The 15,201-nt window shown below is 45.4% G+C and carries 19 protein-coding genes and 1 tRNA gene; 5 read left to right on the forward strand and 15 right to left on the reverse strand.

Annotated features, from left to right (window positions below; translation table 11 throughout):
- Nucleotides 1-9: 9 nt before the first annotated feature.
- Nucleotides 10-942 (forward strand): RNA-binding protein, encoded by a 933-nt coding sequence (locus tag AC6I3O_RS21665; protein WP_288893113.1) that lies wholly within the window; start codon nucleotides 10-12, stop codon nucleotides 940-942.
- 126 nt (nucleotides 943-1,068) lie between these two features.
- Here the strand turns inward: AC6I3O_RS21665 and AC6I3O_RS21670 are convergent, their stop codons facing one another.
- From AC6I3O_RS21670 to AC6I3O_RS21710, 9 genes are all read right to left on the reverse strand, one after another.
- Entirely contained in the window at nucleotides 1,069-1,272 is a 204-nt protein-coding gene (locus tag AC6I3O_RS21670; RefSeq protein ID WP_497852642.1) for a hypothetical protein, read from the reverse strand.
- Between the two features lie 27 nt (nucleotides 1,273-1,299).
- Complete coding sequence (locus tag AC6I3O_RS21675) at nucleotides 1,300-1,758, reverse strand: YaiI/YqxD family protein (RefSeq protein WP_497852643.1); 459 nt, start codon at nucleotides 1,756-1,758, stop codon at nucleotides 1,300-1,302.
- Between the two features lie 114 nt (nucleotides 1,759-1,872).
- Nucleotides 1,873-2,811 (reverse strand): ATP-dependent DNA ligase, encoded by a 939-nt coding sequence (locus AC6I3O_RS21680; protein WP_497852644.1) that lies wholly within the window; start codon nucleotides 2,809-2,811, stop codon nucleotides 1,873-1,875.
- Nucleotides 2,811-3,611: a non-homologous end joining protein Ku gene (gene ku, locus AC6I3O_RS21685; RefSeq protein ID WP_497852645.1), complete on the reverse strand. Its 801-nt coding sequence runs from the start codon at nucleotides 3,609-3,611 to the stop codon at nucleotides 2,811-2,813. The genes AC6I3O_RS21680 and ku overlap by 1 nt, the downstream gene beginning before the upstream one ends.
- Nucleotides 3,612-3,762: 151 nt before the next feature.
- Nucleotides 3,763-3,981, reverse strand: a complete 219-nt coding sequence (locus tag AC6I3O_RS21690) for a hypothetical protein (protein ID WP_497852646.1) — start codon at nucleotides 3,979-3,981, stop codon at nucleotides 3,763-3,765.
- 35 nt (nucleotides 3,982-4,016) lie between these two features.
- Nucleotides 4,017-4,643, reverse strand: a complete 627-nt coding sequence (locus AC6I3O_RS21695) for a DUF4317 family protein (RefSeq protein ID WP_497852647.1) — start codon at nucleotides 4,641-4,643, stop codon at nucleotides 4,017-4,019.
- 24 nt (nucleotides 4,644-4,667) lie between these two features.
- Nucleotides 4,668-5,723, reverse strand: a complete 1,056-nt coding sequence (locus tag AC6I3O_RS21700) for an alpha/beta fold hydrolase (protein ID WP_497852648.1) — start codon at nucleotides 5,721-5,723, stop codon at nucleotides 4,668-4,670.
- A gap of 305 nt (nucleotides 5,724-6,028) precedes the next feature.
- On the reverse strand, nucleotides 6,029-6,733 hold the full coding sequence (locus AC6I3O_RS21705; protein ID WP_497852649.1) for a hypothetical protein: 705 nt from the start codon (nucleotides 6,731-6,733) through the stop codon (nucleotides 6,029-6,031).
- A 160-nt stretch (nucleotides 6,734-6,893) separates the two neighbouring features.
- Nucleotides 6,894-7,214, reverse strand: a complete 321-nt coding sequence (locus tag AC6I3O_RS21710; protein ID WP_497852650.1) for a helix-turn-helix domain-containing protein — start codon at nucleotides 7,212-7,214, stop codon at nucleotides 6,894-6,896.
- A 587-nt stretch (nucleotides 7,215-7,801) separates the two neighbouring features.
- On the opposite strand from AC6I3O_RS21710, the gene AC6I3O_RS21715 reads away from it, so the two are divergent.
- Genes AC6I3O_RS21715 through AC6I3O_RS21725 form a run of 3 tightly spaced genes read left to right on the forward strand, consistent with a single transcriptional unit; the run spans nucleotide 7,802 to nucleotide 9,901 of the window.
- A complete protein-coding gene (locus tag AC6I3O_RS21715) occupies nucleotides 7,802-8,221 on the forward strand; it encodes a fimbrial protein (protein WP_497852651.1) in 420 nt (139 codons plus the stop codon).
- 21 nt (nucleotides 8,222-8,242) lie between these two features.
- Nucleotides 8,243-8,953: a hypothetical protein gene (locus tag AC6I3O_RS21720; protein WP_497852652.1), complete on the forward strand. Its 711-nt coding sequence runs from the start codon at nucleotides 8,243-8,245 to the stop codon at nucleotides 8,951-8,953.
- A gap of 15 nt (nucleotides 8,954-8,968) precedes the next feature.
- The gene (locus AC6I3O_RS21725) at nucleotides 8,969-9,901 is read left to right on the forward strand and encodes a hypothetical protein (protein ID WP_497853561.1); all 933 of its coding nucleotides are present in this window, start codon (nucleotides 8,969-8,971) and stop codon (nucleotides 9,899-9,901) included.
- Between the two features lie 732 nt (nucleotides 9,902-10,633).
- Here the strand turns inward: AC6I3O_RS21725 and AC6I3O_RS21730 are convergent.
- From AC6I3O_RS21730 to AC6I3O_RS21755, 6 genes are all read right to left on the reverse strand, one after another.
- A tRNA-Lys gene (locus AC6I3O_RS21730) sits at nucleotides 10,634-10,706 on the reverse strand.
- A 389-nt stretch (nucleotides 10,707-11,095) separates the two neighbouring features.
- Complete coding sequence (locus tag AC6I3O_RS21735) at nucleotides 11,096-11,500, reverse strand: type II toxin-antitoxin system VapC family toxin (RefSeq protein WP_497852653.1); 405 nt, start codon at nucleotides 11,498-11,500, stop codon at nucleotides 11,096-11,098.
- A gap of 2 nt (nucleotides 11,501-11,502) precedes the next feature.
- A complete protein-coding gene (locus AC6I3O_RS21740; RefSeq protein WP_162212047.1) occupies nucleotides 11,503-11,772 on the reverse strand; it encodes a type II toxin-antitoxin system RelB/DinJ family antitoxin in 270 nt (89 codons plus the stop codon).
- 84 nt (nucleotides 11,773-11,856) lie between these two features.
- Nucleotides 11,857-12,249, reverse strand: a complete 393-nt coding sequence (locus tag AC6I3O_RS21745) for a TIGR04076 family protein (RefSeq protein ID WP_497852654.1) — start codon at nucleotides 12,247-12,249, stop codon at nucleotides 11,857-11,859.
- Between the two features lie 29 nt (nucleotides 12,250-12,278).
- Nucleotides 12,279-12,881 (reverse strand): DNA-3-methyladenine glycosylase I, encoded by a 603-nt coding sequence (locus tag AC6I3O_RS21750; RefSeq protein ID WP_497852655.1) that lies wholly within the window; start codon nucleotides 12,879-12,881, stop codon nucleotides 12,279-12,281.
- 23 nt (nucleotides 12,882-12,904) lie between these two features.
- Nucleotides 12,905-13,441, reverse strand: a complete 537-nt coding sequence (locus AC6I3O_RS21755; protein WP_497852656.1) for a flavodoxin family protein — start codon at nucleotides 13,439-13,441, stop codon at nucleotides 12,905-12,907.
- A 491-nt stretch (nucleotides 13,442-13,932) separates the two neighbouring features.
- Here AC6I3O_RS21755 and AC6I3O_RS21760 point away from each other — a divergent pair, with 491 nt between their 5' ends.
- Entirely contained in the window at nucleotides 13,933-15,195 is a 1,263-nt protein-coding gene (locus AC6I3O_RS21760; protein ID WP_497852657.1) for a single-stranded DNA-binding protein, read from the forward strand.
- Nucleotides 15,196-15,201 lie beyond the last annotated feature (6 nt).

Consider the following 15,201-nt stretch of genomic DNA (forward strand, 5'->3'; position numbering starts at 1 on the left):
AGATCATTTATGCAAAACGAACAGAACACAATCACAAACGTACCTGTACTAACTCTTGATTCTGACGCTGTGCTGGAAACGGCGCAGTCGAAGGCAGACCTCATCTGGCACGAGATCCAGAATGCCTACCGCACAAAGAAGATCCTGACCGGGATGTTAGGCGGAATTGAAAAGACGGAAAATGGCAGCTTAATTGCTATCGTCTACTATAAGGACTTCCGTACCGTCATTCCGATTACGGAAATGATGATCAATCTGGTACAAGATGAATCACACGACTACGGTGACATTTCCCTTCGCCAAAACAAAGTCCTTAACAACATGCTCGGCTGTGAGATCGACTTTATTGTGAAGGGGTTGGATGCCCAGTCAAGGAGTGTGGTTGCCAGCCGGAAAGAGGCTATGCTGAAGAAACGCCAGATCTTTTATCTCGACCGGAATGCGTCAGGCAATTCTAAGATTTATGAAGACCGTATCGTACAGGCGAGGGTTGTCGCTGTGGCGGAGAAGGTTGTACGGGCGGAGATCTTCGGTGTGGAGACTTCCATCCTGGCACGCGACCTGTCCTTTGACTGGTTGGGGGACGCACGGGAACGCTTCCATGTAGGCGAGCATATCCTGGTGCGTATCTTATCTGTGACTGCTGAAAGCCTGGATAAGATCACAGTCAAGGCAGATGTCAAAAGCGTGGAAGGGAATACCAGCAAGGAGAACATGAGAAAATGCAAGATTCAAGGGAAGTATGCCGGAACTGTGGAGGATATCCACAAAGGGACCGTATTTGTCCGGCTTTCCACCGGGGTCAATGCCATTGCTCATTCCTGCTATGATAGCCGAACGGTGGGAAAGAAGGATGAAGTTTCCTTTGTCGTGACGCATATTGATGAAGAGCGGAATGTGGCAGTGGGGCTAATTTCACGAATTATCAGGCAGAACATCTAAAGAAAATTTGACATTTTCCTATCTCTTTGCTAAAATAAGAGCAGAAAAGGGTACTACCGATAGACGGCTAGTCCAAATTTATTTAGTTACAAAAAAAGTAACCGTATACCTTTGGCTGAGGGGCGGTTACTTTTTTGTATGATTTATATACGCTATAAGGATTGATACGACAATTCCAAGAACCATCAGCATAATCGAAAGCATTTCAAAATCACTCATAAGCTCGCCCTCCTTTCCCAGATTTCCCTTTGCAGGGATCTCTATGTAATCAGAGAGTCCAGTCCCTCTGGTGAAGGACCAACCGCCTACCGTTTTTCTAGTAGTACCCATAAATATTCTACCAAAATTTACAATATCTTACAATATAGATTTTCCACACAATTTCTGAATCAGCCGTTCCAGCGACTCCTTAAATCTTACATCATCCTCTGCTGTCCGTTTTGCAGGCCCTTTCAGGTGATGCTTTGATTTTGAGCGCCGTACCTTCTTACTGATATGCCGTTCCATCAGCATGCGGTCGATATTCTCATCCGTATACCATTTTCCGCTCTGATGGATTCCATAAGCACCTTTCCCCAGAATCATGGCAGCCACTCCATAATCCTGCGTCACTACCAGATCTCCTTTCCAGCAAAGTCCAACCAGTGCAAAATCCACTGCATCTGCACCGGCTCCAATCACTTTGACTTCACAGTACTCAGACTGTAGCACATGGTTTGTATCGCACAGCAGAACTACAGGTATCCCGTATTTCTCCGCCACACGCTCCACAATCGAAACAACCGGGCAGGCATCTGCATCTACCAGTATCTTCATAGAAACGCTCTCCACAACTCTTGATTTAATATCACCATATTAACACAAGCATTAGGATTTTTCTATATATTGTCTCTCAAAGGATGGCATGAGTTATCTTCTTAACGCCGGACGCTATTTCAAATTGCTTTCATTTACCTGCACTTCTTCCGGGGAAATATCATCCCGGAACCCTTTAAAGACAGGCTGCCTGAAAGACTGAAGCGTATTCGGCATATATTCCACCACGCAGACCAAACCCGGCTCCACCCAGACAGCGTTTTCATTCCCTGTCGGCAGCATCCGGAACGGATTCCTTCCGGTTTCTTCCAACCGCGCAACTGTATCTTTTGTCACCCCGGAAGTGACATGGCCTTTATAAACAAGCGAACCAAGCCGGTATTTTGCCAGCACCAGACTGAAGGTATGTCCGCCTTTTGGAATATAACCTGCAACAATGAAGTCTTCATCTGCCATACGCTTAAATTTTACCCAGTCTTTTGTACGCTTGCCCATAAGATACAGGCTCTCTTTTCGTTTTGCCACAACCCCTTCCAGCTCCCTGGTCTCTGCCGCCCGGTAAAGCGCCAGCCCTTCCTTTTCTATATAGCGGGATACGGCAATCCTGTCATTTTCTGTAACCATAGTGGAAAGCTTGTGCTTCCGTTCCATAAGGGATTGGAAAACCAGTTCCTGATTTTTTTGGTAAATGCAGTCAAATGCTACAAACGAAGCCGGAAACCGTTTCGCCTCCATTTCGATTTTAAATCTATCTGTCAGCATGGTGCGTTTCTGCAGGCGGTAAAAATCCGGTACACCGCCTGCAAGCACCACGATTTCCCCATCTAAAATACATTTGCCGTTTACATTTTTATAAATCTCTGCAAGTTCTGGAAATTTCGAAAGCATCTGCATATTCCGTTTATTCCGAAAGTCTACAGTATCCTTATCAATATAAGCAAGGCAGCGGAATCCATCCATCTTCAGTTCGTAGATCCAGTCCGGATCATCGAAGGCTTCCATCTGCTGTGCAATCAGCATAGGGCTCGCACTGCGGTTTTCATACAGTTCCATCACGCTGTACCTGTAAGCTGTTTCTGGCTGTCCTCATCCGGATTTTTTGATAATTCCAGGCTTTTTTGCAGGGCTTCCATCAGGTCGATCACATTTGACGGACTGCTGCTTTCCACTGCAACAATTTCCTGGCCCTGAATCTTCTTCATGATCGCTTCCCGGAGCCTGGCCTGGTATTCATCCTGAAAATCTTCTGCCTTGAAGGGCTTTGTCATATTTTCAATCAGCATTTTTGCCATATTGAGTTCGTTTTCATCTAATTTCATCTTGGGAACTGCCTTCGGTATGGCTGCAATCTCATCATGATAAAATAACGTCTTTACGATAATTCCTTCCTTTGTGGGATATAATACCAGCAGTTTTTCATTGGTTCCCATTACGGTTTTAGCAATCGCAACTTTCTTCTGGGAGAGTAATGATTGGCGAAGCAGTTCATATGCTTTTTCTGCGCCTGTATCCGGAATTGCATAATAATCTTTTTCATAGTAGATCATATTTACTTCAGACATCTTTGCAAACTGGACGATATGAATGGTTTTATCCTTTTTGGTCTTGATCTTCTCCAGTTCTTCATCTGTCATAACTACATATTTGTCTTTTTCATATTCGTAACCCTTGATGATATCATTTGCCGTCACTTCTTTTCCGCAATGGCTACAGTATTTCTTGTACTTGATACGGGCTTTGCTTTCCTTATCAAGCTGGTTAAAATGGATATCATTATCCTGTGTCGCCTTATACATCCCGATGGGGATCAGTACCAGCCCCATAGAGATACTTCCTTTATGTGCAACTGCCATATTATTCACCTCAAAGTCTTTTTTAGATATTATCTGCGGCTGGGCAGTTTCTATACTTCGGCTGACAAAGTCCTCCTACCTGAAAGCTGTATATTCCACAGGGAAAGTATTAGGGGATACATGAACAGGTATACAAAAGAAAACAGCACCGCTAAGATGATGCCGTTCGGTTTCTCCTTTTTCTATGCCTTTCTTCATACATTTCACGAATCCAGATTTTCACCGGCTGTTTCCATTGTTCCCTGGGACTGGGGATATTCTTGATCAGGCTTTTCGGATTCAGCCCCATTTCCTTCGCCATCCGGATATCTTCCTCATTTAACCGGCATTTTTTCTTTGCTTCAGCCCAAAGTTCTGGTTTGTATGCCATCCTGCATCTCCCTTTCTTCTTAAAAGTACGTCCATTTATTCTGCCCCTAGAATCTCCCCTACTACTTCCATATGCGGCCTGTCAGGATTCTTCTGATAGACATTTACATGGTTCAGATCCCCGCACCGGTCTGTAAATGCCGGAAACAGGAATCCACATTCCGGTTCTCCCGGCTCATATTCACCAGAAAGCGGGCAGATTACACAGATCAGATATTCAAACACTTCCTCCGATTCTCCCAGCCGCTCTTTATCTGACGCTTTCGCCGGAATATCGTAGCGGTCATGGAAAACCAAGATGGCATACTCCGAATCTGTGTGGTAACGCTCCATCACCACATCATAAAAGGTATCCATCAACGCATCGTTTTTCAGCCCGCATTCCTTCATAGCCATAAGTAACTGCCACATGCTTCCCGGCTTCTGGGCTTTCGGTGCGAACTCATATTTTTTCAGATTCTTATTCGTATCAGAAAACGGCACCGTCTTTGCCAGTTTCAGATTTCTAGTTCTGTCGGAACCGGACAGCTTCAGAAAATTGGTGTTGAAGCTCCCATCAAACTCTCCGTCCCGGTCTATGTAGCACCCGGCAACCCTTGTCATGGATGTCCGGGCCGGCGTCATCCGCCTGGTCAGTTCCAGCATGTCTTCCCTATTGATCATTTTGGTCTCCCCTCATAAATTAATTTATTCTACCAGCTCCGGATAAGGCCAGTCCAGAATCCCGCCGAACTCCAGAACATTTTCGTATCCCATATCTGCAAGCTTTTGTGCCGCCTGTTTGCTTCGGTTCCCACTCCGGCAGTATACCAGGATCTGCCGACCTTTATCCGGCAGTATATCCGGTTCACTTAAAATGTCTTCGTTTGGCAGGCATACGGCGTTTTTGATATGCCCGGAATCATATTCCTCCTGCGTCCGGACATCCAGAATAATCACATCCGCCTCTTTATCCATTCTCTCTTTTGCCTCCTGTGGGCTAATCTGCTCATAAGTCATCATTGCTTCCTCCTGCTTCTGATCCTTATGAGCTTTCATCATATTCAAAATGGCCTCCACGGTCTGCGCCTGCTGTTCCTCCCGGCTGATATCTGCAGCATGGTCGCCCTTTTGCTCCCCATAATTTCCAAACTGTGCATGGTTTCCGCCTTCTATACAGATTTCTGCATAATCTGCAGGCATAAACGAGTTCCCTTCCTCCACCTTCTCCATATCCAGAACACCATCCTCACTTCCATAGAGCGACAGGACAGAAAAGGAATCCGACTTCAGGCTTTTCGTTGGATATGCTGCCAGAAGCACCAGACCATTAAGACTCTCCAGATGTCCGGAAGCATAAGATGCCGCCATCGCCCCGCCCAGAGAATGCCCGGAGAGATACCAGTGATCGTATTCATAAGAATCCATAATCTTTTCAGCCTTATTCTGCCCGAAAAACGCAAGATTACACGGCATCTTAATAAGAAAACAGTCGATTCCCCGCTCTGCCAAGTCACTCAATAATGGAAGATATGAGGTATATTCCACCTTCGCTCCTGGATAGAAAATCAATGCCTCATTATCTCCCGGTCCATCCAGATATAGACCATCTGACATCTCTGATACAGAGACAGACTCTTTTGTCTGCAAATATTCCTGTACGTTTTCATCTGTATGATAGTAGTCGTTTACATACCAGATACAAACGATTACTATAAAGAGGAAACTTATTACCGGAATAATAACTCTTTTCTTCCATTTCATATTTTTATGCCAATCCTTTCCGATCATTTCTTTCATTATTTATATCTGATTACTGGCACCTGTTTCCACTTTTTCCCGCATTTTTTTCTTTCCAATGCAAAAACCATATCTCCTGTGCGTTCAAAATAACCAATGTCCTTTTTCCAGCTCATACCGCATTTGCAATGCTTCAGACCAATAAACTGCTGTTTCATTTTTCTTCCGCAATTTGGGCAGATTCTCTTATTATTTTTGTTTTCCACTGCATCTATCCTTTCCAGCCAGTACTTTCTTTCTATTATATCCTTCTTTCTCTCCCTGCGCAATCATTCCTCCACCCGTTCCCCATTCTCCAGTACCGGTGCATAGATTCCGATAACTTCCAGTTCGTCTCCGTCCCGTCCATCAATCTGTACATAATAATCCCGTATGTAATGGGAAATGTAATGTTCCTGCAGAGAGTAAAGCTCCAGCGTCTGAAAATCCACCAGGCATACGTCCCTTGCTCCGGATTCCTCCCCTTCCCCTCCATAACTGTCCATGACCTCCAACAGCTTATCCAGACAAGTCTGGCATAAATGCTCTTGCACCTTCTTTACATCAAAGATACTGTTCGTGCCATATTCCACCGTTACTTCTGAGATTCCCCGTTCCGGATTCCGGTCTGTCTGGAAGCTGCAGGCTTCTTCGGCACCAACGGTCCAGCCGGAACCGCCTCCGCCCATTCCGTCCAGATTCCGGATCTGCATATCCATTACATACCAGTCATTGACACAGATCACTCCCAGGTCATCCCTTCCCCGGAACATGCTCATCAGGCTCCGGTTATGGTTTCCGCACAGATAACACTCTGCCGGATCCGAAAGCGTGCTGTCTGCCGGAGGCTGTTCCTGTTTTTCCCATGTCCTCCCCGTTTCCTGTTCTTCAGCCGGAAACTCCGGTCTCTTAACCTCTGCTAAAGCTCCTCCAAAATACATCCCTGCAGTAAAACACAGGATGCCGATTCCAAATACTGCCTTGTTTCTGCTCATACTCCCTCCATAATTCTAATAGATATAGTTCCAACGCTATCAGAATCAGTATAGCAAACACAAACAGCATTTTCATCATATATTGCCGTATTACCATATATTTCCAGTATTATAGTGCGTGCCTGTTGTTTTCAGATAAAAATAACCTGCAAAGCACAGGCTATTTTCTTTCTTCCTCTATTAGAAAATCCAGAATCCGCAGGATCTTATCCTGTTTCTCTTTTGGAAGGCTCTGAAGCTTTTCCTCTAACTTTGTGCACCGCGCCTTCCGCCCGACACGCAGCACGTCCAGCATCACATCATCCGCTGATACCTCAAGGACATTGATGATCCGCACAAGTGTTTCCAGTTTTGGAGTTTTCACTTCCCGTTCAATCGCTCCAAGGTAGTTCCAGCTGATCCCCACACGTTCTGCCAGCGCTTCCTGCGTCATTCCTGCCTCCTCCCGGCATTTCTGGATCCGTTTTCCTAATCCCTGCATTTGTTCAACCTCCATTTCCTACCAACGCTAAAAGCGTGGATACCATTTCTATCAGTATATTTGTTCCCGTAACCAGCAAACAGTATCTACCAGAACGTGCAGCAACGCTTTTGGAACTGATACAAAATTGGCACAATAATTTCTTAAACTGGCACGGTTATGCGATTTACACCGTAAAAGTCATATGTTAAAATTGATATTGTCAAAATTATGTGCAGAAACAACGCAGCAGTATCAGGGCATTGCCTCATCCCCGGATATTGGCTGCGTTTTTTGCTGCAGGAGGTGAAAATGGACTTACAACTTCATATGGAACTCTAAGAAGCAGCCTGTATTGACCGGGCTGCTTTTTTCATTACTATATGCAGGAGAATACGCCAGTGACGCATTCTCTGCATTGCCGGGAAATCCGGCCAGAGGCAGATAACCTGCTTGGAATCGTTATTCCATCCTTTGTATAAGGGCAGTAGCATTTTTCGTTCCTTATCGAACGGTAGGTTACAGGAATCCTGATCTCAGGCATTAACCATAGGCAGGGCAGACGCACCGTCTCCCTGCCTGATTCAGAATAAGGAGACAACACTGATATGAGACAACATAAAGTCAAGGAAACACCGCCGAATCCAAAATCGTTCATGAAACGCTTTCATCGTCCGCATGGTGAAAAACGCCATATCGACTACATGAAATACCTCTATACGGCAGCACTGTTATTTACATTCTTAGCCTGCAGCGTCCAGCCGGTCATGGCGGCAAATGTGTGGGACAAGGCAAAGGAAATCATGAAAGACGTTTACAACCAGATCGTCCTGATCTCAACCATCGCCGCCGTTGTGACCGCATCCGTTGCTTTGCTGATGATGAACTTCTCCAAATCCGGCAAGACCGTGGATGAGTCCCGCGCATGGCTCAAACGGATCATCATCACCTGGGCCATTTTAAACGGGCTTGGATTCATCATGGCCTACATCACCCCGTTCTTTGCGGGCGGCCAGTGGAATGGCTAGGACAAGAAGGGAGGCATCCGCATGAAGATCTTAGACGGAATTGTGGAGTGGATCGCAGAGCAGGTCATGAACATCCTGGACCTCATCACTACTTCAGTATTAGGCGCACTGGGCTGTTCCATGGATACCTTCCTCCGCTACTTCCCGGCAGCCGAGAGCATGTACCAGATTTTTCTCGCTTTGGCCATCGGGCTTATCCTTTTAAACTGGGTCTGGCAGCTCTTTAAAAATTACTTCGCAGGGGCAGGGGTGGAGGCAGAGGATCCGCTGAAATTATCCATGCGGACCTTCCTCTTCCTGTTCCTGACCTTTTATGCAAAGGACATTGTGGACCTGCTTTTGGATATCGCCGGAACACCTTACAGCTGGATTCTGACCGATGACCTGCCATCCTTAAAGTTTACAGATTTTAACTCAGTCATCACCGTTATCTTAGGAGTCTGTGCAAATGGGGCGGTGGCTTTGATTGCTCTGATTCTGGTGCTGATCCTGGCGTGGAATTACATCAAGCTCCTCTTTGAAGCGGCGGAACGATACATCCTTCTGGGTGTTCTGGTCTTTACGGCTCCGGTTGCCTTTGCCACTGGAGCCTCCCAGTCCACCGGAAACATTTTCAAGAGTTGGTGCCGGATGCTGGGAGGGCAGTTCTTCCTATTATTAATGAACGCCTGGTGTTTGAGGCTGTTCACCTCCATGGTCGGCACCTTCCTCGCGAACCCGCTGTCCATCTGATGAAAGGAGAAGATGATGAAACATAAGAAACAACTATTGTATATAATCCTGCTGGTCGCCTGTATGGTACTGCTTTTCTCCATGCCAGTCCTTGCCTCAGAACTGACGGAAGCTGAGGTCGAGCAGGCTGTGGCAGAGCAGGGAAAGGAAGCCGTAACCGGGAATGTCTTCATCTGGTTCCTGTGTGCCATTGCCTTTCTAAAGGTCAGCCAGAAGATTGATTCCTTCATGGCAAGCCTCGGCATCAACGTGGGGAATACAGGCGGAAACATGATGGCGGAACTTCTGATCGCCGGCCGGAGTCTGGCCGGGGCCATGCACCTGAAGGGAGGCGGCAGCGGAGGCAGCGGATACCGGAAATCCGGTTCTCCGGGCGATGCAGCCGTAGGGGGAAATTTCCTGTCTGGCGGACTCGCCGGATCCGTGGGAAGGCAGACCGAACGGAGTGCTGTCAATAACGTAACCGGGTATACAGAGAACTCTAGCATCGGGAGTGCCATGTATCACTCATCCCTAAATAAAGGCGGGGATTTTGCCAATAACGTCATCAGCAACATCGCCCAGGGAAATTACAGCCAGGTCGGCTCCATTAAGGGAGAAGAGGCGGAAAAAGCTTTCATTTCCTATATGGGAATGAAAGAAGACAAGGACACGCCGCTTCCGGTATATACCAACATGGAGATTGGCGGCGGGCGCATGACCGGGACAGAGACTACGGAAGATTCCGGGAGCCGGGAGTTTGCCCTGTACCATGCAGACCAGTATGTGGCGCCCACTCCGGGAACTTACGATACCGTACAGTCGGTTGACGGCGCTGCCTGGTACAAGCAGTACGCCCAGCCTACGGTTAATAAGACACCTTACGAAACGGAGGATGGAAAAGTTGCCTACCATGAATCCATTGTCCAGAAGCTTCCGCAGGCTCCCCAGAGAAAGGAGCGGATCTAGTTGGCAGAACAGCAAAACCGCAGCGCTGATGCTGCCGGTATTGTTCCTGACCATGCTCCCCGGACTTACCTTCGGGGACTTGTCGGAGAACACCGGCGTATTAAACAGCGGCACCCTGATCAATGAGAACCTGCAGAAAGCAAACCAGGCAATCGTTGAGGTTTTAATGGAGTGCCACGATGAGGTGCTGGCGGAAATCCAGCAGGAAGCGTCCAGGGTTCCGGAAGGGGATACCGTATCCATTACCGATCCCTATGCCGTTTCCATTTCCGTCAACTCTAATCTGCTGATTGCACAGTTCTGTGCCAGCAGGGAAAGCTACAAGGAAATTAATATAAAAGAGCTTCAGAAGGTCATCCGGGAAAATAAGGATGATCTTTTTTCTTATGATGTCTCAACGGAGACCGTCACCATAGAAGTTGAGGTTGACGCAGGTGCGGAAGGCGAGGCTGGGAATGGAAGTTCCGAAGGCACTTCCACCGCACCTCAGACCAAAACGGTTACATTTACGCGTCACAATTATGTTGTGAAATATGCCGGTGATACCTATTTTGCAGATCATGTATTCCATCTGACGGACAAACAGAAAGAGCTGGCTGAAGCTTATGCGGAGAATCTGGAACTCTTTTTCGGTTCATCTGCTTCCGGGTTCTTTCCTGTCCGTATCATATCTATTGTCGGCAGATCCATGTTCATTCACCTCCTGTCATTTTACAAATATCCAGGCGGTACTGCCCCATGTGAGATTCGAACTCACGGCCACTCGATTAAAAGTCGAGTGCTCTGCCAGCTGAGCTAATGGAGCGCGCACAGAAAACTTTCCAATGGAATCTTTTCTGTTTATTAAAGCAAAAAATACCGCCTACCTCATACAAGATAAGCGGCATCTGATATCCATGTTTTTATCTGTCAGTCTCCTGTGTAGAAAGACAGCTTTTTAATCACACAGTTATTTTCCGTTTTCTTACCTTACATGAGCGTACCAAAATCAAACCCTGCTTTTTTTCTTTACTGTGCAGCGTCTCATAATGTTCACTATTCAGGTAATATACGAAATTAACTGTTGTCATGATTCTTTCCTTTCTGGACTTATTTTCGTCCGCTTTATTTTTATCTGTACTTACTATATCACCTATATCACGCTTTGTCATTATACTGGTAATATAATTTTTGTATTGCGGACGGCAGACTTAGTTACACACTCATCACACATTTTTCTCCATAATATGGAAATTGGGAATCATGTGTAAGTAATACTAAATTCTCATATTTAGCCTGCGCTATCAGAAGCCTGTCAAATGGATCATTATGTTTTGGTGCATCGTTCGGTCGTGATAACGTCTTTAACAGGAAAATATGTCCTGCCTCTATCGGCAGCCTGGTAAATCCTGTATCCTCACACAGCCGGACAAATTCTTCTTCTGATACAGGCATATTTTCTGGCTTGATTATATGCTTGATTGCAACTTCCCATACAGAGGCCATACTATAAAATACTTCATTACTTTCCTTTTCGAGAAGTTCTGTCACTTCATCCGACAGCTTTGACGTATCTGCAATAGCCCATAGTGCTATATGCGTATCCAGCAAAATCCTCACGTCTATTTCACCCCAAACATTTCTGCTATCTCGTCATTATTCTCATCAATATTATCCGGAATCTTATATTTTCCATTTGCAATCCCCAATGTTCTTTTCCGCCCGGCTGCTGATAAATGCATGGAAAAAGGCATTCCCTGATCCTCCACGCTTTGCCTTGCAAATATTCTTACCGCCTCTGCAAAAGATGTTCCCAGTTGTTTATACAATAATTCAACCTGTTCCTTTAACTCTGAATCCATTCTTACTTGCAGGGTTGCCTCCTTAGCCATAACAAGCACCTCCTTTTTGTAATACAATTATATTACAACTGTATTGCATTTTCAACTATATTATCGTATTTAATATCTCCACTATTATTCGTAGTCTATTCGTTCAATTTTGAAAATTACAGGTCTTGTACCATCTGAGCAGCAAGCAATCATTGTGTTTTCTTCCTTCATCCACCCTTTCATAATAGAGCCACCCTGTAATCCCGCATAGATATATCGCGAGATTGCATCCCACGCCTCAGAACAATGCGGCATTTTAGGCCCGCCTGCCACAGTATCAGGATCAGCTTCTGTTTTAACCAGTGTGTTAAGTCCCATATTCCAGAAATCATCCCTCTCATCATCCCTGAAAAAAATGAATTCATCACCCACATTATAACATTGACATGCTCCGGAAGCAGGATCCGCACAATACTGCTGTTGAAGTTCAGGATATAGTTTTTTATCAATTACAGTTACTTTCACTTTATATTTCATACTCTCCATCTCCATTCATTCGTTCAGAATCAGCCTTCTATGTTTCTTCTCTTACGGACTGCTTGTTTTCCTTCCATGACTTCCTTGTAGCGGAAGCACTCCTCTGTATGGTCATTGATTATCCCGCAAGCCTGCAGATGGGAGTATACTGTCACAGAGCCAAGATATTTAAACCCTCTCTTTTTCAAATCCCGGCTGATTTCATCTGAAAGTCCGTTCTTTGCCGGAAGACTTCCTTTTTGATGGCCCATATACAGAATTACCTTGCCTTTCGTAAATCTCCACAAATAATCGCTGAATGTACCAAACTCCTTTTGTATCTTCAAAAAACACTGAGCATTATGGATTACTGCACGAACCTTTCTCTCAGACTTTATCATTCCTTCTGTATCTATAATCCTCTGGACATCTTCCTCTGTATATTCTGCCACGCTCTGATAATCAAAATCATCAAAACATTTACGGAATATCTCCCTTTTCTGAACCATCATGTTCCAGTTCAGTCCGCACTGCATGACTTCCATCATTAGAAACTCAAATTGTTTCCGGTCGTCATACAGCGGAACGCCCCATTCTTCATCATGGTATTTTATCATTTTTTCATTGCACAAACACCAGGAACACCGTTTCATTTTCAATTCTCCCCATGATCTTTCTATAAACTCTTTCCTAATTCATACGCCTGCTTCGGATATTCTGAATTTATAACATCATCAAGTACGTAACAACCTTTTGCGGAGACAATCCCCACATTGTCCCATTCCAGATATTTTACCATGCCTCTAAAAGAAGCAATGGCTCCTTCTGCGGATTCTTCGGTCTCATCGCCATATGTAAGCATCAGGCTTGCTTTTTTATCTGCACCCTTTAATACCGAATTATTTGCATAAAACCGGTCAATCACCGCTTTTATCTGCGCATTTATATCATAATAGTAAATCGGTGAAACAAACACGACTGCTTCCGCTTTTAAAAGTTCCGGATTCAACTCCTGCATATCATCTTTAAATACACAGACACGCTCATTCTTTCTACATGAATCGCATCCAATGCAGGGATGCACATTTTTAAATGCCGCATCAAAACGACAGACTACATGTCCTGCCTCCTCTGCTCCCTTGATAAAGGCATCCGCCAAACAGGATGATGTCCCTTTTTTGTGCGCGCTGCCGGTAATTACTAAAATCCTCATCTTATAACTCCTCCAATTCTATTTTTATCATATACATTCAATATTCTTTATTATAACACGGGGCAATTCTCAGAAAAAGAAGGATTTCTGAAAGATACTTTTTGGACACTCATATACGGACAATTCTTCTAAAATTCTATTAACACCAGTTAATATGCCACAATTTCAAAAAAATTCAAGATTTGTGGCATATAAATTTGCTTTTTGATTTCGAAATGTCATATATTGTGTTTTTAAAATTGACATACACTATATCTTGTGCTATTATAATCATGTATTTAAGTTTTTGTGTTATCTCACATCGGGAGTCTGGACCATTCCTCCAGAGCACACGCGAGTTTAAGTTTGGAAATCAGAGTCATTAGGATAGCCGCACCCTGCGGTCACTTAATGGCTCTTTTTTTATTTTTAGGAAATCTGAATCAAGGATTTCCTATTCTTTTACCTATTTTTATTATTTCAACGCCCAGAGGGCAGAAAGGAGAAATTTTATGTCAGTAATCATTCATCTCATGGGAAGGGTCACTAAGGATCCCGTCATGCAGCAGGGGAGGAACAACGGTACGGAGTACATCTCTTTAGACCTTGCCACTTCACAAAGAAGCCAGAACGCACAGAATAACCCGGATAATCCGTATGAGTCCGTTTTTTATCAGTGTTATCTGAACAAGCATCTGGCAGAACGGCTTTCGAAAGCGGGAGTTAAGAAAGGGACCTGCCTGTATATCTATGGAGATCTTGAACTCCATCCCTTTGTTTACAGTCAGGGACAGAGAGCAGGCCAGGCCGGTTCCGGCGCCAAGATCAATGTACGGGACTGGCAGTTCTGCCTTTCCAACAAATCAGAAGGAGATGCAGGAGGAAACCAGGCAGGCGCACCGCCGTACAATGGAGGCGCGGCTACGCCGGGAGCCGGAGGATATCCGAATCCAGGCCCGCAAAACGGCGGCTATCAGAATCCTGCCGGCGCTGCACAGGGAGGCGCATATCCTGCCAATGGAAATGCTGCCGGAAACGGGAACTATCCTGTCATTGCCGGCATCGCAATCGCTGGAATCACAGGAAGTCTTCTTTTCCTTCTGATTCCCATGCTGCCGCGTGTCTCAGTTCCAGCCTTTTTAAGAGATACCCATTCACACATACAGAAGCGTGGGAAAAACCGGCAGAAAAGCCCTGTCTTTGACATGGAAACGCTGTTGATCCGACAGATCAGTTACCAGATCACCGATAAGATCAAAGCAACTTTCCCGGATGCGTCCTGGGAATATACCCGGCCCATCAAGGCGGAGTCCCTGCTGAATTGTGAGCTCATCCGCATCCGGACCTTTCATACAGGAGATTATAACTTCGCGGATATTTCCCTGGACCGGTATGGACATCTGAAGCTTTTCATGATGACTATTACAGATTTCACACCCAGCCCGGGGAGGACGAATTCAGATAACCCTATGCCTGGTAATCCTGAAAATCCAGCAGAACCTCCCGTCCATGTAGATCCGGAATCCTGGTATTCCCTCATCGGGAAGCCGTTACTGACGGAACTGATCGGCGACCTGCAGGCAAGGGGACACCAGAAGCTTTTTATCAATGAAGCCGGGGAAATATTTATTTATACGAACAATACTCCGGAAATAAAAGATACCTTCCAGCATTTCCCACCCAGGGATTACTGGGCAGCCCTCATGGACATCTTTACCCGTGATGAGCTGAAAGCAGCGGAAACCAATGACACCCTGGAAGTATCCTGGGCATAGAAGGGA

It is taken from the genome of Sporofaciens sp. St.21A7 (assembly GCF_059728535.1).